Source organism: Streptomyces sp. NPDC007157 (genome assembly GCF_040634235.1).
Classification (GTDB): Bacteria; Actinomycetota; Actinomycetes; order Streptomycetales; family Streptomycetaceae; genus Streptomyces.
Map to the genome: position 1 here is coordinate 71,062 of NZ_JBEYFE010000028.1, position 19,583 is coordinate 90,644.

Here is a 19,583-nt window from a genome sequence, read left to right on the forward strand (position 1 = left end):
CCCCACACACCCGCAGCCGCTGAACAACCCACTCGGCACCCCCCTACGGCGCCAGGGCCCACCCCCCGTACGCTGCGATCCGACGCGGATCATCAGGCAGGGAGAGCCCATGACCACATCGCCGAAACGGCCGCCCGTCCGCATCGTGCACGAACAGGACGTCGTCGCGCGGATGCGCGGGACGCAGGACCGGATCGCGGACGCCATCACCGCCTTCGCCGGAACCATGACGTTCGTCTATCTGCACGCGCTCTGGTTCGCGGTCTGGATCGTGTGCAACGAGGGCGTGTTCGGCGACGACGCGATCTGGGACCCGTTCCCCTTCGGACTGCTCACCATGATCGTCAGCCTGGAGGCGATCTTCCTCTCCACCTTCGTGATGGTGAGCCAGAACCGCCAGGCCGCCCGCGAGAACGTCCGCGCCGACCTGGACTTCGAGACCAACGTCCGCTCGGAGGTGTGGTCCATCCACATGGGCCGCGCGCTCGGCGTCGACCCCGTGGAGGTCGAACGGCGCGTCCAGGAACTGCTCGCGGAGAACCGCGCCCGGATGAACGGCACCGCCGGGCCGCCCGAGGCGACCTGATCGGTCGGATGACTGTGCCTGCGTACAGTCATCCGACCGAGGCGCGGGACCTGTGCCGCATGGAACCATGGGCGGACGTCCGGGCGAGCCGGACCTGTGCCTGAAGGAGTACGCGCATGGGCCGTCCTCGCACCCCCGCCGGCGGCGGGACATGACCGACCGGGGCCGCATGCTGCTGTCCTCGGACCTGGTGGGCGCGGCCGGGGACGGCGCGGCGGCCCCCGTCGTCGACGCCCGGCCGCCGCACGACGCGCGCCGCGCCGCCGACCTGCTGCGGCTGCTGGTGTCCCTGGCCGCCCTCGTCGTGACGGTGCTGCTGGCGGTCGCCACCCGCGACTTCGCCCGCGGGGCACAGCAGGGCCTGCTCTCCGCGGCCACCGCGCTGCCCCCGGAACTGCGCGACGGACTGATCGGGACGCTGCAGGCGATCGCCATGCTCGCGCCGCCGGCCGCCCTGGTCGTCCTCGTCGTACGGCGGCGCCCGGACGCGGTGTCGAGGGTGCTGCCCGCCGCGGCCCTGGGCGCGACCGTCGGCTGGACACTCACCCGTCTCGCGCCGGCCGAGAGCAGACCCGAGTCCTGGCCCGAGGTGCTCGTCGGCCGCGGCGGACTGGTGCACGCGGGCTGGCCTTCAGCCGTGTACCTGGCGGCCTGCGCGTCGGCGGTCGTCGCCGCGGGCCCCTGGCTGACACGGCCGTGGCGGCGGGCACTGTGGGGCCTGACCGTCGGGTGCGCCGCGCTCGGAATGCTGGCCGCCTCGCTCGTCCCGCTGGACGCGCTCGGAGCGCTCGCCGTCGGCGGCACCGCGGGCTCGGCCGTGCTGCTCCTGGCCGGCGGCCCGCCCGACCGGCCGCCGGCCCAGGCCGTCGCCGACGCCCTGATCGCCTGCGGGATCCCCCTGGCGGCCCTCCACGAACTCCCGGCGGACCGTCAACTCCCCGGTGCGGGCCTCCTCTACGGCGCGGAGACCGTCGAAGGCGCGCGGCTGACCGTACGCACCCTCGCCGCCGAGGACCGGGGCCGCGACCTGTTCCACCGGCTCGCCCGGCGCGCCCTGCTGCGGCACCCGGCCGACCCCGGCGAGCAGACGCCGCTCGGCGCCGCCGAACACGAACTGCTCATGCTGGTCTTCGCCGCCCGTACCGGCGCCCGGGTCGCCGAACCGGTCATCGCCTACCCGGTGACCGGCGGCGGGGCGGTCGTGGTGACGGTCGGGCGGGACGCCCGCCCGCTGTCCGCGCTCCCCGCCGGGGAACTGACCGACACGCTGCTCGGCGAGGTGTGGGCGGCCGTGGCCCGCATCCAGGAACACCGGCTGGCGCACCGGGCGTTGCGCCCCGAGCACATCCTCGTCGAACCGGACGGCAGAGCCCGGCTCACCGCGTTCGCCCGGGCGCAGCTGAACGCTCCGCCCGAGGTACTGGGCGGCGATCTCGCGGAACTGCTCGCCACCACCGCCGTCCGCGTCGGACCGGTCCGGGCCACGGCGTGTGCCCTGGCCGGCCTCGGCCCGGAACGGCTGGCGAGCGCGCTGCCGTATCTGCAACCGCTCGCCCTGATCGGTCCCGCGCGCCGCGAGGTGGCCCGCTACGACCAGGCGCGCGCCCGGGAGGCCGCCACGGGCACCCGGCGCCGCACACTGCGCCCCGGCGGACGGCCGAACCTGATGCACGACCTCGCCGCCGAGGTGCGCACGGCATGCGACGCCCCGGCCGCCAAGCCGGCCCGGCTCGCCCGGTTCACCTGGCAGAGCGTCCTGGGCCTGGCCGGCGCGTTCCTGGTGCTCCATCTCGTGCTGCCGCAACTGGCCAACGCCCCGGCCGCGCTCCGCGCGCTGGGCGACGCGAACTGGTGGTGGCTGCTCGCGGTCGTCCCCGTCACCTTCGTCTCCCAGGCGTTCTCGACCTGTCTGCAACTGGGCACCATTCCGGGGCGGCTGCCGTTCCGGGCCACCTACCAGGTGCAGTTCGCCAGTTCCTTCCTGAACCGGATCACCCCCGGCAATGTCGGCGGCATGGCGCTGAACCTGCGCTACCTGCAGAAGACGGGGATCGAGACCGGTGCGGCGACGGCCTCCGTCGGCCTGCAGAGCCTGGCCGGCGCGGTCTCCAACGTCGTGGTGGCCACCGTGTTCTTCGCCGCCGCCGGACAGCGCCACGGCGGGGTGCACCTGGACCTGCCCGCCGGCAGCTACGCGCTGCCCGTGATCGCCGTGGTGCTGGCCGCCGGAGGGCTGGTCGGCCTCACCCCGCCGGGCCGCCGCTTCCTGCGCGAGAAGGTGTGGCCGTTCCTGCGCGCGGCCGGATCGACCCTGACCGGGATCGCCGCCGACCCCGCGAAACTCGCCCTCGGCGTCGTCGGCATGCTCGGCCTGCCCCTCGTCCAGGTCGCCGGACTCGCCCTCAGCCTGCACGCGCTCGGCGGTGACCTCCCCTTCGTCCAGCTCGGCGCCGCCTACATGGCGGCCCGCCTGCTCGCCAACGCGGCCCCGGTCCCCGGCGGGCTCGGCGCGCTCGAGGCGGGCCTCATCGCGGGCCTGACCGCGCTGGGCGTGCCGGCCGGCCCGGCCACCTCGGCGGTCCTGGTCTACCGGCTGCTCACGTTCTGGCTCAACGTCCCACTGGGCGCCCTGGCCCTCGGCTTCGTCCAGCGACGCGGCTACGTGTGACGGCTACGTGTGACGAGGAGAGGAAACGCGCCCCTTGGGGGCGCGGGGAACTGCGCGACCAGCCACAACGGACCCGCAGTTCCCCACCACCTCACAACCTCACGGCTCCCGAAGCGGCCGTCACCGCTTGCCCTTCTTCGGGTCCAGCAGACCCGCCCGGCGCAACGCGTCGGCCATCGCACTGTTGGCCGGCGCCGGCGCCTGCCGCGCACCGCCGCCCTGGCCCTGGCCGCCGCGCCCGCCGCCCTGCCCCTGGCCGCCGCGTGCGCCGCCCTGCTGCCGCTGCTGCGGCGGACGCCCGCCGCGCTGGCGCCGCTCGCCGCCCTCGCCCTGCCGGCCGCCGCCGCCCTGCGGCGCCGCCTCGTCGTCCAGCCGCAGCGTCAGCGAGATCCGCTTGCGCGGGACGTCCACGTCGAGGACCTTCACCTTGACGATGTCGCCCGGCTTCACCACGTCCCGCGGGTCCTTGACGAAGGTCTTCGACAGCGCGGAGACATGCGCCAGACCGTCCTGGTGGACGCCGACGTCGATGAACGCGCCGAACGCCGCCACGTTCGTGACGACCCCCTCCAGGACCATTCCGGAGGACAGGTCGGAGATCTTCTCGACGCCCTCCTTGAACGTGGCCGTCTTGAAGGCCGGACGTGGGTCGCGCCCCGGCTTCTCCAGCTCCTTGAGGATGTCGGTGACGGTCGGCAGACCGAACTTCTCGTCCACGAAGTCGCCCGGCCTCAGCGAGCGCAGTACGCCCGTGTTGCCGATGAGCGCGGCCACCTCCTGGCGCGACTCCTTCACCAGCCGCCGTACCACGGGGTAGGCCTCGGGGTGGACGCTCGACGCGTCCAGCGGGTCGTCACCGCCGCGGATGCGCAGGAAGCCCGCGCACTGCTCGTACGCCTTCGGACCGAGCCGTGCCACGTTCTTCAGCTGGCCGCGGGAGGTGAACGGGCCGTTGGTGTCCCGGTGGGCCACGATGTTCTCGGCGAGCCCGGAGGTGATGCCGGAGACCCGGGACAGGAGCGGGGCCGACGCCGTGTTCACGTCGACGCCCACGCCGTTCACACAGTCCTCGACCACCGCGTCCAGCGAGCGCGACAGCTTCACCTCGGAGAGGTCGTGCTGGTACTGGCCGACGCCGATCGACTTCGGGTCGATCTTCACCAGCTCGGCGAGCGGGTCCTGGAGCCGGCGGGCGATGGAGACGGCGCCGCGCAGCGACACGTCCATCTCGGGCAGCTCCTGGGAGGCGAACGCGGACGCCGAGTACACGGACGCGCCCGCCTCCGACACCATCACCTTGGTGAGCTTCAACTCCGGGTGCTTGGTGATGAGTTCACCGGCGAGCTTGTCGGTCTCGCGGGACGCCGTGCCGTTGCCGATCGCGATCAGCTCGACCGTGTGCTGGGTGGCGAGACGGGCGAGCTTGGCGATCGCCTCGTCCCACTTGTTGGCCGGGACGTGCGGGTAGATGACGTCGGTGGCGACGACCTTGCCGGTCGCGTCGACTACGGCGACCTTCACACCGGTACGGAAACCGGGGTCGAGGCCCAGCGTCGCCCGGGTGCCGGCCGGGGCGGCGAGCAGCAGGTCGCGCAGGTTCGCCGCGAAGACGTCGACCGCCTCGTCCTCGGCGGCCGTACGCAGCCGCAGCCGCAGATCGATGCCGAGGTGGACCAGCAGGCGGGTGCGCCAGGCCCAGCGGACCGTGTCGGTCAGCCACTTGTCGGCCGACCGGCCCCGGTCGGCGATCCCGAACCGGTGGGCGACGATGCCCTCGTACCCCGACGGCCCCTCGGTCGGCTCCTCCGGCTCCAGGACGAGATCGAGGACCTCCTCCTTCTCACCGCGCAGCATCGCCAGGATGCGGTGCGAGGGCAGCTCGGTGAAGGGCTCGGCGAAGTCGAAGTAGTCGGCGAACTTCGCGCCCGACTCCTCCTTGCCGTCCCGCACCTTCGCGGCGAGCCGGCCGCGCACCCACATGCGCTCGCGCAGCTCACCGATGAGGTCGGCGTCCTCCGAGAACCGCTCGGTGAGGATCGCGCGGGCGCCCTCCAGGGCCGCCTGCGGATCGGCGACGCCCTTGTCGGCGTCCACGAACGTGGCGGCCGCGGCCAGCGGTTCCACCGTCGGGTCGCCCAGCAGCCCCTCGGCCAGCGGCTCCAGGCCGGCCTCCCGCGCGATCTGCGCCTTGGTCCGCCGCTTCGGCTTGTACGGCAGGTAGATGTCCTCCAGCCGCGCCTTGGTCTCGGCGCTCCGGATCTGCGCCTCCAGCTCCTCGGTGAGCTTGCCCTGCTCGCGCACCGACTCCAGGATCGCCGTCCGGCGCTCCTCCAGCTCCCGCAGGTAGCGCAGCCGCTCCTCGAGCGTGCGCAGCTGCGCGTCGTCGAGCATCTCGGTCGCTTCCTTGCGGTAGCGGGCGATGAAGGGCACCGTCGAACCGCCGTCGAGCAGCTCCACGGCAGCCTTGACCTGCCGCTCCCGTACGCCGAGCTCCTCGGCGATCCTGCCTTCGATGGACCCTGGAACCAGGGACCCGGGTGTCGTCACGATCCCGTACCGCCTTCTCCACTGAGGTTGCGCGGCAATTGTGGCAGGTGACACCGACAACCGGGGCCCAGGGCACCCTTCCGCGACACGAAGTCGCCGCGCGGACGCTCAGCCGACCGCTTTCACCCCTTGCCGACCAGATCCGCCGGAAAGGCGCCCGCGGCGAGAGCCGCCCCGGCGAACTCCTTCGCCAGCTCCGTCAACCGCGCCACCCCCGCGGTCCCCAGGTGCTCGTACGGCGCCCGGTCCAGCCGGTCCGTCTCCGTCTCGATCTCCGCCCGCAGGGCCGTCCCCGCCTCGGTCAGCTCGCCCGCCGCGTCGAGAAGCCCGCGCTCCCGCAGCCGCCGCACCGCCGCGTCCCAGTCGTCCTGGCTCCAGCCACGTGTGGCGAGCACCCACTTCGGGTTCATGCCCTTGCCGGTCGCGGTGTGGGTCACCACCGCCTCCAGCCCGTCGAGACCGGCCGAGATCAGCACCGCGAGGTGCCCGTCGCCCCGGTGCTCGCGCAGCAGCGTGGCCGCGTACCAGTAGGCGAGGTGGGGCTCCTCGGGCACCGCCAGGTCCGCGTGCGCCGCGTACAGCGGGCGGCCGGAGCGGGAGCAGGCCTCGGTGGCCCGCAGCGCGAGTCGCGCGGCCTCGGCCATCCCGTCGGAGGCCACCGTGTCCGCCCCGAGCAGCCGCCGCATCGAGGCGTCGACGGCACGCGCGCGTGCGGCGAGGACGTCGCCGGGCGAGGCGGTCTCCCAGACGGCCGGGACGTGCCGGGCCACCAGTTCGTACTTGTAGTTGTAGAACGTGGCCGTCACCGTGCCGGGCCCGACCGGCCCCAACGCGGCGGCCCGCACCGCGAAGTTGACGGCCCGCGGGTGGGTCACTCCGAGCGTGGCCAGTTCCTCGGCCAGCTCGGGGCTGAAGAAGTGGGTCGCGTGCAGGGAGTTGAGCAGGGTGTGGCAGCGGCGGCCGGCGCGCGGCTCCAGGACGGCAGTGGTCATGGCGAGCACGTTACCGACTGGTCGGTACGGACTCCAGTACCGTGTCCGGCCCGACGGCAGAGCGTCGGGTCAGCCACGGTAGGGAATTCGGTCCGTCGCGGCAGGGAATTCGATCCGCCATGGCCGAAAAGGTGGGAAGCTCGTCATTGCGGCCATCGCTCCCTCCGCGAACAATCGATGACATGGCGCAGCGAACCGTTCTCGTCGTCCTCTTCGACGGTGTCCAGAGCCTCGACGTCACCGGGCCCGTGGAGGTCTTCACGGGCGCCGAGACCCACACCCCGGGCAGCTACCGCATCCGTACGGCCTCCCTGGACGGCGCGCCCGTGCGCACCTCCAGCGGGCTGACCGTCGTACCGGACACGGCCCTGGCCGAGGCGTACGAGCCGCACACGCTGCTCGTGCCCGGCGGGCAGGGCACCCGGCGCCCCGATCCCGTCCTGGTCGACTGGCTGCGCGAGCACGGGCCGCGCACCGGGCGGCTCGTCTCCGTCTGCACCGGTGCCATCCTGCTGGCCGCGGCAGGGCTCCTGGACGGCCACCGCGCCACCACCCACTGGGCGTACTGCGACAAGCTGGCCCGCGACCATCCGGCGGTCGACGTCGACCCCGACCCCATCTACGTCCGGGACGGCCGGGTCGCCACCTCGGCCGGCGTCACCTCCGGCATCGACCTCGCGCTCGCCCTCGTCGAGGAGGACCTGGGCCGGGACGTGGCGCTCACCGTCGCCCGGCACCTGGTGGTCTTCCTGCGCAGGCCCGGCAACCAGGCCCAGTTCAGCGTGCAGCTCGCCGCCCAGACCGCACGGCGCGAACCGCTCCGGGAGGTCCAGCAGTGGATCACCGAACACCCGGATGCCGATCTCGGTGTCGAGGTGCTGGCGGCCCGCGCCGCCCTCTCGCCCCGCCACTTCGCCCGCGCCTTCCAGGCCGAGACCGGCATGACGCCCGGCCGGTACGTCGACCGGGTACGGCTGGAACACGCCCGCCGGCTCCTGGAGGACACCGGCGACGGTGTCGAGGAGGTCTCCCGGGCCAGCGGCTACGGCACGCCCGAAGCGATGCGCCGCGCCTTTCTCAAGGCCCTCGGCGCGACACCCGCCGAGTACCGGCGCAGGTTCCGGCCGGCACCCGTCGGCCGACCCGGTTAGGAGAGCCATGCAGTTCGCGATCGTCCTCTACGACCGTTTCACCGCCCTCGACGCCGTGGGACCGTACGAGACCCTGGGCCGGCTCCCGGACTCCGAGGTCGTCTTCGTCGCCGAGCGGACCGGCCCGGTCCGCAACGACCACGGAAACCTCGCCCTCATCGCCGACAGGACCCTGGCCGAGGTGCCCCGCCCCGACGTCCTGGTCGTCCCGGGCGGCCCCGGACAGACCCCGCAGATGGCGAACGAGGCCCTCCTGGACTGGATCCGCACCGCCGACGCCACCAGCACCTGGACCACGTCCGTGTGCACCGGCTCCCTGCTGCTCGCCGCCGCCGGCCTGCTCGCGGGACGCCGTGCGACCTCGCACTGGCTGGCCCTCGACGAACTGCGGACGTTCGGCGCCGAACCGACGGGGGAGCGGGTCGTCACCGACGGCAAGTACGTCACCGCGGCCGGCGTCTCCTCCGGCATCGACATGGGGCTCACCCTGCTCGGCCGGATCGCCGGGGACGCCGTCGCCCAGGCCGTACAGCTCGGGATCGAGTACGACCCGCACCCGCCCTACGACGCGGGCTCCCCGCAGAAGGCGCCCGCCGAGGTCGTCGAACTGCTCCGTTCGTCGAGCCGGTTCATCCTAGGCCGGGAACAGCCCACGTGAAGCGCGGCTGACGGCGCTCCAGGAACGCGGCGACGCCCTCCGCGGTGTCGCCGCTGCCGCGCGCCTGCTCCGTCCAGTGGTCGTCGCGGTCGGTGCGGCCGTTCGCGAACTCCTTCGCCGCCGCCTGCGTCAGCTGGGAGCGTGCCACCAGGATCCGGGTGAACTCGGCCACCCGCTTGGCCAGTTTGCCCTCGGGCAGCACCTCGTCGACCAGACCGGTGCGCAGTGCCCGCTCCGTGTCGATCAACTCGCCGGAGTACAGCAGGTACTTGGTGGCGGCGGGGCCGACCAGGGACACCAGACGACGGGTGGAGGAGGCCGGGTAGACGATCCCGAGCCTGGCCGGGGTCACGCCGAACGACGCGCCCTGCTCGGCGAACCGCAGATCGCAGGCGGCGGCGAGCTGTGAGCCGCCGCCGACGCAGTGGCCGCGGACCGCGGCGAGGGTCGGCTTGGGGAAGGCGGCGAGTGCCTCCTCGGCGGCGACGGCGAGGGACTGTGCCGCGGCGGGGGAGCCCTGGAGGGTGGAGATGTCGGCACCGGCGCAGAAGGTTCCGCCCGCGCCGGTCAGCACGAGGGCCCGGACGCCGGGGTCGGCCGACAGCTCGTCCAGGAGGGGCGGCAGGGCTCGCCACATCGCCGCGGTCATCGCGTTGCGTTTGATCGGGTTGTGGATGACCACCGTGGCCACGGCGTCGGTGACCTGGTGGGAGAGGTGGGGCTCCATGGTGCGGGATGTTATCGGCGTGCCGGAGCCGCAGGTCGACGCGGCCCCGCCCCAGGGGTTGCAGTACAACCGTAATAGTGCGCGAAGTCGGCTTTCGTGGAACAGGAGCGGTCCCTCAACCGACCTTGTCGTGCGCCGACGGTCAGAACCGTTCGATAGTTGCTGACTTGTGTTCAGTCATCCGGAGCGGCGGGGGTCGTTACCAACACTCGTCGTGTGGTGACAATCGAGCGCGAGGGTGGCGACCGGACCATGGAGAACCACGGGCGTGGGCACGACCCGCGTCCAGAGGGAGGCGGCCCTCCGCCGTCGGATCCGCTGCCGTACGAAGGAGTCTGGCGGTTCACCGCCGCCGCCGTGGACGCCTCGGTCCCACAGGCGCGGCGCGCCGTACGGGACCTGCTCCAGCGCCAGGGCGTCCCGGTCTCGGAGGACCTGGTCTACGGGCTGTTGCTGATCGTCTCCGAACTGGTCACCAACGCGGTCAAGCACGCGGCGCTGCTGTCGCCGGTGCTCGCCGTCGAGGTCGCCGTCGGTGCCGAGTGGGTGCGGGTGTCGGTGGAGGACAACCACCCCTACCGCCCGACCGCGCTGGAGGCCGACCACGGCCAGACCGGCGGCCGGGGGCTGCTGCTGGTGCGGGAGGTGGCCAGGGAGGCGGGCGGAGTCGTGGACGTGGAACACACGTCGAGCGGCGGCAAGGTGATCTGGGCCGCCCTGCCGCTCAAACCCGCGGCGCTGCCGTGAGGCCTCTCACCAACCCGCGGACGGGCCCGTCAGCTCCCTGATCGCCGGACGGGCCGCGTCCAGCACGGTCATGAACCACGCCGAGAAGGGGGCCTGGGCGTGCCGCTCGGTCAGCTCGGCGGCCGTCACGAAGGCGGTCTCCCCGACCTCCTCGGGGTCCGGCGCGAGCGGCGCCTGCACCATGCCGACGAACAGGTGGTTGAACTCCTGCTCGACCAGTCCGGAGGCCGGGTCCGGGTGGTTGTAGCGGACCGTGCCCGCCTCGCCGAGCAGGGAGGGGGAGACCCCCAGCTCCTCGAAGGTGCGGCGGGCCGCCGCCGTGAAGGGGGCCTCGCCGGGGTAGGGGTGGCCGCAGCAGGTGTTGGACCACACACCGGGGGAGTGGTACTTGCCCAGCGCACGCTGCTGGAGCAGGAGTCTGCCCTGTTCGTCGAAGAGGAAGACGGAGAACGCCCGGTGCAGCTGCCCGGGTGGCTGATGCGCGGCCAGCTTCTCCGCGGTCCCGATGGTCACACCCTTCTCGTCGACGAGTTCAAGCAAGATCGCGTCCGTTGTGCCTTCCGACGTGCTGTGCGTCGCGGTGGCAGGTGTGATCGGCATACCCATCCTTCGCCTCGGTCTTCGTACCAAGTCTGCCGTACGAATCCGACACTCCCGGCACTTCCCGGCACGGGCACGCCGGAAGAGGGACCCGGTAGTTGATCGTGCCCTACGGGTGCGAACGGGAACCGTCCGGGGGTGTCGAACACAAGGACGCCGGGGGAGCCCGGACCGGTGGGTTCCGGTGGCCGGCCGGGCGGCCCGGCGGACCGCGACGCGGTCAGTGGCAGAGCCGGGCCTCGTGCTCCGCGTGCCCGCCCGGCTCCAGCTGGAAGGTGCAGTGCTCCACGTCGAAGTGGTGGCCGAGACAGCCCTGCAGCTCGTGCAGCATCTTCTCGTGGCCGATGGCGTTCAGCACCTCCGAGCGGACCACCACGTGCGCCGACAGCACCGGCAGCCCCGAGGTGATCGTCCAGGCGTGCAGATCGTGGACGTCCAGCACGCCGTCCAGCGCCAGGATGTGCGACCGCACCTCCGCCATGTCCACATCCTTGGGTGCCGCCTCCAGCAGCACGTCCAGGGTCTCGCGCAGCAGTTTCACCGTCCTCGGCACGATCATCAGGCCGATGACCAGCGAGGCGACCGGGTCGGCCGCCTGCCAGCCGGTGGTCAGGATCACTACCGCCGAGATCAGCACCGCCAGCGAGCCCAGCGCGTCGGCCGCCACCTCCAGGAAGGCGCCGCGCACGTTCAGGCTCTCCTTTTGGCCGCGTACCAGGAGCGTGAGCGAGATCATGTTGGCGACCAGGCCGATCAGTCCGAACACGATCATCTGGCCGCCGTGCGTGTCCGCGGGCGTCACGAACCGCTGGACCGCCTCGTACAGCACATAGCCGCCGACACCGAGCAGCAACAGGCAGTTGGCCAGGGCCGCCAGGATCTCGGCGCGGGCGTAGCCGAAGGTGCGGTTGGTGCTCGCCGGACGGTTGGCGAAATGGATCGCCAGCAGCGCCATGCCGAGGCCCAGCGCGTCGGTCGCCATGTGGGCCGCGTCCGCGATCAGCGCGAGCGAGTCGGCCAGCAGCCCGCCGGCGATCTCGACCACCATGACCCCGAGGGTGATGGCGAGTGCCACCCGCAGCCGCCCGCGAAAGGCCGCCGTGGCCGTGCCGGTGGCCGGCGCGTGGGTGTGCGTGTGGCCGTGGTCGTGCCCTGCCCCCATGAGATACGCCTCCTTGTTCCGCCCGGGATCACAGTGAACTACGGGCGGGGGGTATCGGGCAACGCGGCAGTGAACACCGTTGTCATGTGCCCTGACCTGCGGAAACGAATCCCAGGTCAGGGCACCCTCAGTTACCCGTCGTGAACGGGCGGGCATCCCGGGTGGTCGGTCGGCGCCCGTCCGCGCCGTAGCGGGCCGTGTCCTCGATGTCCGTTCTGCGAGCGCGGTTTGTGGGCCGGGGCCCGGATCACGGATGATGATCTCGGCAAAGGCCGGGGCAGAGTGGGTCGTCCGCGCCGTTAACGGCCGGTGAACAAGCAGTCCTCGCCATCGGATAGCCTCTGCCGAATGCCGCCCGGGGGCCACCAGGCACACCGCGCCCCATCACGCAGTAGACCGGCGCCCGCGCGCCGGCACCCAGGGAGTGAGTTCGGTTGCCGACCGCCATCGTCACCGGTCAGCCGGTCCCCGGATCGTCGTTGGAGAGCGATCTGCGGGCGCTCGGCTTCGAGGTGCGCACGGCCTCGGACAGCGCCGACACCGCGGCCCTCCTCGCGACCGTACCCGCCGACCAGCGGGTCGCCGTCGTCGACGCCCGCTTCGTCGGCCATCCGCACGCCCTGCGCCTCGGCCTCACCGACCCGCGCTTCGCGCTCGCCGCGATCCCCGGCGCCGTCACCGCCCAGCCGGCCGGCCGCCAGGCGCTGAGCGGGGCGCTGGCCCGGGAGGCCGCCGCCGGCGGCGGCACCGCCCTGGCCGTCGACGGCCTCGTCACCGCCCTGGACGCCGACGTGCACCGCCCGGAGCTGGGCAGTCTGGTCGCCGCCGTCCCCGCCGACCCGCAGGCCCGCAACGAGGCACGGCAGGCCGTCGCCGCCGTCGACGACGAGGCCGTACGCCTGAAGTCGGCCGTGAAGTCCCGTGACGGCTTCTTCACCACCTTCTTCATCAGCCCGTACTCCCGCTATCTCGCCCGCTGGTGCGCCCGGCGCGGACTGACCCCCAACCAGGTCACCACCGCCTCGCTGCTCACCGCCCTGATCGCGGCGGGCTGCGCGGCCACCGGCACCCGCGCCGGGTTCGTCGCGGCGGGCGTGCTGCTGATCGCGTCCTTCGTCCTGGACTGCACCGACGGCCAACTCGCCCGCTACTCCCTGCAGTACTCCACGCTCGGCGCCTGGCTGGACGCCACCTTCGACCGGGCCAAGGAGTACGCCTACTACGCCGGACTCGCCCTCGGCGCGGCCCGGGGCGGCGACGACGTATGGGCCCTCGCCCTCGGCGCGATGATCCTGCAGACCTGCCGGCACGTGGTCGACTTCTCCTTCAACGAGGCGAACCACGACGCCACGGCCAACACCAGCCCCACCGCGGCCCTCTCCGACCGGCTCGACAGCGTCGGCTGGACGGTCTGGGTGCGCCGGATGATAGTCCTGCCCATCGGCGAACGATGGGCCCTGATAGCCGTCCTGACCGCGGCGACGACCCCGCGGATCACCTTCTACGTGCTGCTGGTCGGCTGCGCCCTCGCGGCGACCTACACCACGGCCGGGCGGGTACTGCGCTCGCTGACCCGCAGGGCCAGGCGCACCGACCGGGCGGCGCAGGCACTGGCCGACCTGGCCGACAACGGCCCGCTCGCCGGATTCGTGTCCCGCGCGACACCCGCACCGCTCGGCTTCCCGCTCCTGGTGGCGCTCGCCGGAGTGGCGGTTCTCACCGTGTCCCTTTTCTCCGGCGTGACCTGGGCGCCGGTCGCGGGCGCCGTCGTCTACGCGCTGGCCTCCGGCCAGGCCCTCGCCCGCCCGCTCAAGGGCGCCCTCGACTGGCTGGTCCCGCCCCTGTTCCGGGCCGCCGAGTACGGCACCGTTCTCGTCCTCGCAAGCAAATCCGGGGTGAACGGAACCCTTCCCGCGGCTTTCGGCCTGGTGGCCGCCGTCGCCTACCATCACTACGACACGGTGTACCGCATCCGCGGCGACGCCGGGGCGCCGCCGGCCTGGCTGGTCCGCGCCATCGGGGGACAGGAGGGGCGAACACTGCTGGTCACCGTGGTGGCCGCGGTGCTCACCGCCACGCAGTTCAAGGTCGCGCTCACGGTCCTGGCCGTGGCCGTGGCCGGGCTGGTGCTCGTCGAGAGCATCCGCTTCTGGGCGTCCGCAGGGGCGCCCGCCGTACACGATGAAGGAGAACCCGCATGATCGGCCTCGTGCTGGCGGCCGGCGCCGGACGGCGTCTGCGCCCCTACACCGACAGCCTGCCCAAGGCGCTGGTGCCGGTGGGGCCTGCCGGGATAGAGGACTCGATCACGGTGCTCGACCTGACCCTCGGCAACTTCGCCGAGATCGGCCTGACCGAGGTCGCGATCATCGTCGGCTACCGCAAGGAGGCCGTCTACGAGCGCAAGGCGGCCCTGGAGGCGAAGTACGGCCTCAAGCTCACCCTCATCGACAACGACAAGGCCGAGGAGTGGAACAACGCCTACTCCCTGTGGTGCGGTCGTGACGCCCTCAAGGACGGCGTGATCCTCGCCAACGGCGACACCGTGCACCCGGTCTCCGTCGAGAAGACGCTGCTCGCCGCCCGCGGCGACGGCAAGCGGATCATCCTCGCCCTGGACACCGTGAAGTCCCTCGCGGACGAGGAGATGAAGGTCGTCGTCGACGCCGGTCACGGCATGACGAAGATCACCAAGCTGATGGACCCCGCCGAGGCCAGTGGCGAGTACATCGGCGTCACCCTCATCGAGGGCGACGCGGCCCCCGAGCTCGCCGACGCGCTGAAGACGGTCTGGGAGAGCGACCCGCAGCAGTTCTACGAGCACGGCTACCAGGAGCTGGTCAACCGCGGCTTCCGTATCGACGTGGCGCCCATCGGTGACGTCCGGTGGGTCGAGATCGACAACCACGACGATCTCGCCAAGGGACGGGAGATCGCGTGCCAGTACTGACCAGGCTGATTCCCTCACCGGTCGTCGTCGACATCCGCCCGGGTGCCCTCGACGACCTGGCCGGTGTGCTCGCCGACGAGCGCATCTCGCACTCCGGCCGCCTCGCCGTGGCCGTCTCCGGCGGCTCCGGCGCCAAGCTGCGCGAGCGCGTCTCGCCGAGCCTGCCCGGCGCCACCTGGTACGAGGTCGGCGGCGGCACCCTCGACGACGCGATCCGGCTGGCCGGCGAGATCAAGGCCGGCCGCTACGACGCGGTCGTCGGGCTCGGCGGCGGGAAGATCATCGACTGTGCGAAGTTCGCGGCGGCCCGGGTGGGCCTGCCGCTGGTCGCCGTGCCGACGAACCTCGCGCACGACGGCCTGTGCTCGCCGGTCGCCACCCTCGACAACGACGCGGGCCGCGGCTCCTACGGCGTGCCGAACCCGATCGCGGTCGTCATCGACCTCGACGTCATCCGCGAGGCCCCGGCACGCTTCGTGCGCTCCGGCATCGGGGACGCCGTCTCCAACATCTCGGCGATCGCGGACTGGGAGCTGTCCCACCGCGTCAACGGCGAGAAGATCGACGGTCTGGCGGCCGCCATGGCCCGCCAGGCCGGCGAGGCGGTGCTGCGCCACCCAGGCGGCATCGGCGAGAACGACTTCCTCCAGGTGCTCGCCGAGGCGCTGGTGCTCAGCGGCATCGCCATGTCGGTGTCGGGCGACTCCCGCCCGTCCTCCGGCGCCTGTCACGAGATTAACCACGCCTTCGACCTGCTGTTCCCGAGGCGTGCCGCCAGCCATGGCGAGCAGTGCGGGCTCGGCGCGGCCTTCGCGATGTACCTGCGCGGAGCCCACGAGGAGTCCGTGTACATGGCCGACGTACTGCGCCGGCACGGACTGCCGGTGCTGCCGGAGGAGATCGGCTTCACCGTGGACGAGTTCGTCCGGGTCGTCGAGTTCGCCCCGGAGACCCGGCCCGGCCGCTACACCATTCTCGAACACCTCGACCTCAAGACCCACCAGATCAAGGACTTCTACGTCGACTATGTCAAGGCCATCGGTAGCTGAACTCCGTCCGGTCGTGCACCCCGCAGGGGTCAAGGACCGGCGCAGCGGTGAGCACTGGATGGGGCGCCTCTACATGCGTGAGGTGTCCCTGCGGGTGGACCGCTACCTGGTGAACACCAGGGTCACGCCCAACCAGCTCACGTACCTGATGACCGTCTTCGGCGTGCTCGCGGCCCCGGCCCTGCTGGTGCCGGGGATCACGGGCGCCGTGCTCGGCGTCGTCTGCGTCCAGATGTACCTGCTGCTGGACTGCGTCGACGGCGAGGTCGCGCGCTGGAAGCAGCAGTACTCGCTGGGCGGCGTCTACCTGGACCGGGTCGGTGCCTACCTCACCGACGCCGCCGTCCTGGTCGGCCTCGGGCTGCGCGCCGCCGACCTGTTCGGCAGCGGCCGTATCGACTGGCTGTGGGCCTTCCTCGGCACCCTGGCCGCGCTCGGCGCGATCCTGATCAAGGCCGAGACCGACCTGGTCGGCGTCGCCCGCCACCAGGCCGGGCTGCCCGTGGTCAAGGAGGCCGCCGCCGAGATGCGGTCCTCCGGGATGGCGCTGGCCCGCCGGGCCGCCGCCCTGCTCCGGTTCCACCGGCTGATCCTCGGCATCGAGGCCTCGCTGCTGATCCTGGTCCTCGCGATCGTCGACCAGGTCCGCGGCGACCTCTTCTTCACCCGCCTGGGCACCGCGGTGCTCGCCGGTATCGCGGTGCTGCAGACCCTGCTGCACCTGGTCTCGGTCCTCGCGTCGAGCAGGCTGCGGTGAGCGCCGGGCTGAAGGTCGGCGCGGTCGTCATCACCATGGGCAACCGCCCCGACGAGCTGCGCGCCCTCCTCGACTCGGTCGCCAAGCAGGACGGCGAGCGGGTCGAGGTGGTCGTCGTCGGCAACGGTTCGCCCGTCCCGGAGGTCCCGGACGGCGTCCGCACCATGGAGCTGCCCGAGAACCTCGGGATCCCCGGCGGCCGCAACGTCGGCATAGAAGCCTTCGGTCCCAGCGGTCGCGACGTCGACATACTGCTCTTCCTGGACGACGACGGACTGCTCCCCGGACACGACACCGCCGAGCTGTGCCGCGAGGCCTTCGCCTCCGACCCGAGGCTCGGCATCGTCAGCTTCCGGATCGCCGACCCGGACACCGGGCAGACCCAGCGCCGGCACGTGCCGAGGCTCCGCGCCTCCGACCCGATGCGCTCCTCCCGCGTCACCACCTTCCTCGGTGGCGCCAACGCCGTCCGCACCCAGGTCCTCGCCGAGGTCGGCGGCCTGCCGGACGAGTTCTTCTACGCCCACGAGGAGACCGACCTGGCCTGGCGGGCCCTGGACGCCGGCTGGATGATCGACTACCGCTCCGACATGGTGCTGTACCACCCCACGACCGCCCCTTCCCGGCACGCGGTCTACCACCGGATGGTCGCCCGCAACCGGGTGTGGCTGGCCCGCCGCAACCTGCCCGCCCCCCTGGTCCCCGTCTACCTCGGGGTGTGGATGCTGCTGACCCTGGTGCGCCGCCCCTCGCGCCCGGCCCTGCACGCCTGGTTCGCCGGCTTCCGGGAGGGCTGGACCACCCCGTGCGGACCCCGTCGGCCCATGCGGTGGCGGACCGTGTGGAAGCTCACGCGACTGGGCCGACCCCCGGTGATCTGAGAAGCTCGAAGGTGTGTGTCCGCGCGCCCGGCGCGCGGACCTCCCCGGCAACGTGTCCCATGGCGGATACGTGTCACCTCCAGTAGCACAATTCCGTAAGACGAACGTAAGACGAATCTGAGGACGAAGGCTTCCACCCTTGAGTGAGACAACGCATGACGTCGGAATCGCGGTGAGCGCGGTGCCGTCGCCCGACGAGGGCCTGACGGCGGCGCAGCTGGCCGCCAAGTACGGGCTCACGGTGAGCGGCGCACGTCCCTCGCTCGTCGAGTACGTACGCCAGCTCTGGGGACGCCGGCACTTCGTCCTCGCCTTCTCGCAGGCGAAGCTCACCGCCCAGTACAGCCAGGCCAAGCTCGGCCAGCTCTGGCAGGTGGCCACGCCGCTGCTGAACGCGGCCGTGTACTACTTCATCTTCGGCGTCATCCTGCACGCCAGCCGCGGGATGTCCCAGGACCTGTACATCCCGTTCCTGGTCACGGGCGTCTTCACCTTCACCTTCACGCAGAGCTCGATCATGACGGGCGTGCGCGCGATCTCCGGCAACCTCGGCCTGGTGCGCGCGCTGCACTTCCCGCGCGCCGCACTGCCCGTCTCCTTCGCGCTCCAGCAGCTCCAGCAGCTGCTGTTCTCCATGATCGTCATGGTCGCCGTGGTGATCGGCTTCGGCACCTCCCCGGGCCTGTCCTGGCTGCTGGTCCTGCCGGTCCTGGTGCTGCTGTTCCTCTTCAACACCGGCCTGGCCATGATCGTGGCCAGGCTGGGCGCCAAGACGCCGGACCTGGCCCAGCTGTTGCCGTTCGTCCTGCGCACTTGGATGTACATGTCCGGTGTGATGTTCTCGATCACCAAGATGATGGAGGGCCGTCCGGAGTGGGCGCGCACGCTCCTCCAGGTGAACCCCGCCACCGTCTACATGGACCTGATGCGCTTCGCCCTCATCGACGGCTATGGCGCCTCGAACCTCCCGCCGCACGTCTGGGCCGTCGCCCTGTCCTGGGCGCTGGTCGTCTTCGTCGGCGGGTTCGTGTACTTCTGGAAGGCGGAGGAGCGGTACGGCCGTGGCTGAGCTGAACGACGCGGAACAGAACCAGGGGGACCGGATCCCCACCGTCATCGCCGAGGACGTGCACATCGTCTACCGCGTCAACGGCGCCAAATCCGGCAGGGGCAGCGCGACGGCCGCCCTCAGCCGCATCGTCAAGCGCGGTTCCGACGACACGGCCCGGGGCGTCCGCAAGGTGCACGCGGTGCGCGGGGTGTCCTTCGTCGCCTACCGGGGCGAGGCGATCGGCCTGATCGGCTCCAACGGCTCCGGCAAGTCCACCCTGCTGCGCGCCATCGCCGGTCTGCTGCCCGCCGAGAAGGGCCGGGTCTACACCAACGGGCAGCCCTCGCTGCTCGGCGTCAACGCGGCCCTGATGAACGACCTCACCGGCGAGCGGAACGTCATCCTCGGCGGGCTCGCCATGGGCATGTCCCGCGAGGAGATCAGGGAGCGCTACCAGGAGATCGTCGACTTCTCGGGCATCAACGAGAAGGGCGACTTCATCACCCTGCCGATGCGGACCTACTCCTCCGGCATGGCGGCCCGGCTGCGGTTCTCCATCGCCGCCGCCAAGGACCACGACGTCCTCATGATCGACGAGGCGCTGGCCACCGGTGACGCGGCCTTCCGCAAGCGCTCCGAGGACCGGATCCGCGAACTGCGCGAGCACGCGGGCAGCGTGTTTCTCGTCAGTCACAACAACAAGTCGATCCGGGACACCTGCGACCGGGTCCTGTGGCTGGAGCGCGGTGAGCTGCGCATGGACGGCCCGACCGAAGAGGTGCTCAAGGAGTACGAGAAGTTCACGGGCAAGTAGCCCAGCAGTCCCCGGGCCCCGCCGGAACCTTTCCGGCGGGGCCCGGCGTCTGCAAAGGAAACGTCAACTCCGCGCCGCCTTAGGAATCTTGACGCCAATCGGTGTGTTGTTGTGATCTGCGGGACACCCCGACGAACCTCGATGCGTTGTACAACGTAAGCTGTACCGGTCCCGGAAAGCGGCAAGTGGGGCGATAATGCGCGACACCCTCGGCCGGGCCGCCCCGCGGATTGCTGGGCGGCG

The 19,583-nt window shown here is 71.9% G+C and carries 17 protein-coding genes; 12 read left to right on the forward strand and 5 right to left on the reverse strand.

Features of this window, described 5'->3' with window-relative positions; all coding sequences use genetic code 11:
- The first annotated feature begins 109 nt into the window (after nt 1–109).
- Complete coding sequence (locus ABZ642_RS37285; RefSeq protein ID WP_360492912.1) at nt 110–586, forward strand: DUF1003 domain-containing protein; 477 nt, start codon at nt 110–112, stop codon at nt 584–586.
- A 67-nt stretch (nt 587–653) separates the two neighbouring features.
- On the forward strand, nt 654–3,254 hold the full coding sequence (locus ABZ642_RS37290; protein WP_360492915.1) for a lysylphosphatidylglycerol synthase transmembrane domain-containing protein: 2,601 nt from the start codon (nt 654–656) through the stop codon (nt 3,252–3,254).
- A gap of 120 nt (nt 3,255–3,374) precedes the next feature.
- On the opposite strand, the gene ABZ642_RS37295 is transcribed toward ABZ642_RS37290, so the two are convergent.
- Both ABZ642_RS37295 and ABZ642_RS37300 read right to left on the reverse strand, forming a co-directional pair.
- Complete coding sequence (locus ABZ642_RS37295) at nt 3,375–5,801, reverse strand: Tex family protein (protein WP_360492918.1); 2,427 nt, start codon at nt 5,799–5,801, stop codon at nt 3,375–3,377.
- A gap of 122 nt (nt 5,802–5,923) precedes the next feature.
- A complete protein-coding gene (locus tag ABZ642_RS37300) occupies nt 5,924–6,793 on the reverse strand; it encodes a hypothetical protein (protein WP_360492921.1) in 870 nt (289 codons plus the stop codon).
- A 182-nt stretch (nt 6,794–6,975) separates the two neighbouring features.
- Between ABZ642_RS37300 and ABZ642_RS37305 the strand changes: the two genes are divergently transcribed.
- Together ABZ642_RS37305 and ABZ642_RS37310 are read left to right on the forward strand one after the other, a co-directional pair.
- Nucleotides 6,976–7,944, forward strand: coding sequence for a GlxA family transcriptional regulator (locus ABZ642_RS37305; protein ID WP_360492923.1), 969 nt, complete (start codon nt 6,976–6,978; stop codon nt 7,942–7,944).
- A 7-nt stretch (nt 7,945–7,951) separates the two neighbouring features.
- Nucleotides 7,952–8,602, forward strand: coding sequence for a DJ-1/PfpI family protein (locus ABZ642_RS37310; RefSeq protein WP_360492926.1), 651 nt, complete (start codon nt 7,952–7,954; stop codon nt 8,600–8,602).
- Here ABZ642_RS37310 and ABZ642_RS37315 read toward each other — a convergent pair.
- Nucleotides 8,574–9,329: an enoyl-CoA hydratase/isomerase family protein gene (locus tag ABZ642_RS37315; protein ID WP_360492929.1), complete on the reverse strand. Its 756-nt coding sequence runs from the start codon at nt 9,327–9,329 to the stop codon at nt 8,574–8,576. The genes ABZ642_RS37310 and ABZ642_RS37315 overlap by 29 nt on opposite strands.
- Before the next feature lie 252 nt (nt 9,330–9,581).
- On the opposite strand from ABZ642_RS37315, the gene ABZ642_RS37320 reads away from it, so the two are divergent.
- The gene (locus ABZ642_RS37320) at nt 9,582–10,076 is read left to right on the forward strand and encodes an ATP-binding protein (RefSeq protein WP_360493086.1); all 495 of its coding nucleotides are present in this window, start codon (nt 9,582–9,584) and stop codon (nt 10,074–10,076) included.
- A 6-nt stretch (nt 10,077–10,082) separates the two neighbouring features.
- On the opposite strand, the gene idi is transcribed toward ABZ642_RS37320, so the two are convergent.
- Both idi and ABZ642_RS37330 read right to left on the reverse strand, forming a co-directional pair.
- Nucleotides 10,083–10,676, reverse strand: coding sequence for an isopentenyl-diphosphate Delta-isomerase (gene idi / locus ABZ642_RS37325; RefSeq protein WP_360492933.1), 594 nt, complete (start codon nt 10,674–10,676; stop codon nt 10,083–10,085).
- Between the two features lie 220 nt (nt 10,677–10,896).
- Nucleotides 10,897–11,838 (reverse strand): cation diffusion facilitator family transporter, encoded by a 942-nt coding sequence (locus ABZ642_RS37330; RefSeq protein ID WP_360492935.1) that lies wholly within the window; start codon nt 11,836–11,838, stop codon nt 10,897–10,899.
- A 434-nt stretch (nt 11,839–12,272) separates the two neighbouring features.
- On the opposite strand from ABZ642_RS37330, the gene ABZ642_RS37335 reads away from it, so the two are divergent.
- The 7 genes from ABZ642_RS37335 to ABZ642_RS37365 all read left to right on the forward strand — a co-directional run bounded on the left by ABZ642_RS37335 (nt 12,273) and on the right by ABZ642_RS37365 (nt 19,340).
- A complete protein-coding gene (locus ABZ642_RS37335; protein WP_360492938.1) occupies nt 12,273–14,039 on the forward strand; it encodes a DUF5941 domain-containing protein in 1,767 nt (588 codons plus the stop codon).
- Nucleotides 14,036–14,788 (forward strand): phosphocholine cytidylyltransferase family protein, encoded by a 753-nt coding sequence (locus ABZ642_RS37340; protein ID WP_360492941.1) that lies wholly within the window; start codon nt 14,036–14,038, stop codon nt 14,786–14,788. The genes ABZ642_RS37335 and ABZ642_RS37340 overlap by 4 nt, the downstream gene beginning before the upstream one ends.
- Complete coding sequence (locus ABZ642_RS37345) at nt 14,776–15,837, forward strand: iron-containing alcohol dehydrogenase family protein (RefSeq protein ID WP_360492944.1); 1,062 nt, start codon at nt 14,776–14,778, stop codon at nt 15,835–15,837. Before ABZ642_RS37340 ends, ABZ642_RS37345 begins: the two co-directional genes overlap by 13 nt.
- 13 nt (nt 15,838–15,850) lie before the next feature.
- Entirely contained in the window at nt 15,851–16,594 is a 744-nt protein-coding gene (locus ABZ642_RS37350; RefSeq protein ID WP_360492947.1) for a CDP-alcohol phosphatidyltransferase family protein, read from the forward strand.
- On the forward strand, nt 16,591–17,475 hold the full coding sequence (locus ABZ642_RS37355) for a glycosyltransferase (protein WP_360492950.1): 885 nt from the start codon (nt 16,591–16,593) through the stop codon (nt 17,473–17,475). Before ABZ642_RS37350 ends, ABZ642_RS37355 begins: the two co-directional genes overlap by 4 nt.
- 139 nt (nt 17,476–17,614) lie before the next feature.
- Nucleotides 17,615–18,544 carry an ABC transporter permease gene (locus ABZ642_RS37360; RefSeq protein WP_360492953.1) on the forward strand — a complete coding sequence of 310 codons (930 nt, stop codon included), beginning with the start codon at nt 17,615–17,617 and terminating at the stop codon, nt 18,542–18,544.
- A complete protein-coding gene (locus ABZ642_RS37365) occupies nt 18,537–19,340 on the forward strand; it encodes an ABC transporter ATP-binding protein (protein WP_360492956.1) in 804 nt (267 codons plus the stop codon). The genes ABZ642_RS37360 and ABZ642_RS37365 overlap by 8 nt, the downstream gene beginning before the upstream one ends.
- Nucleotides 19,341–19,583 lie beyond the last annotated feature (243 nt).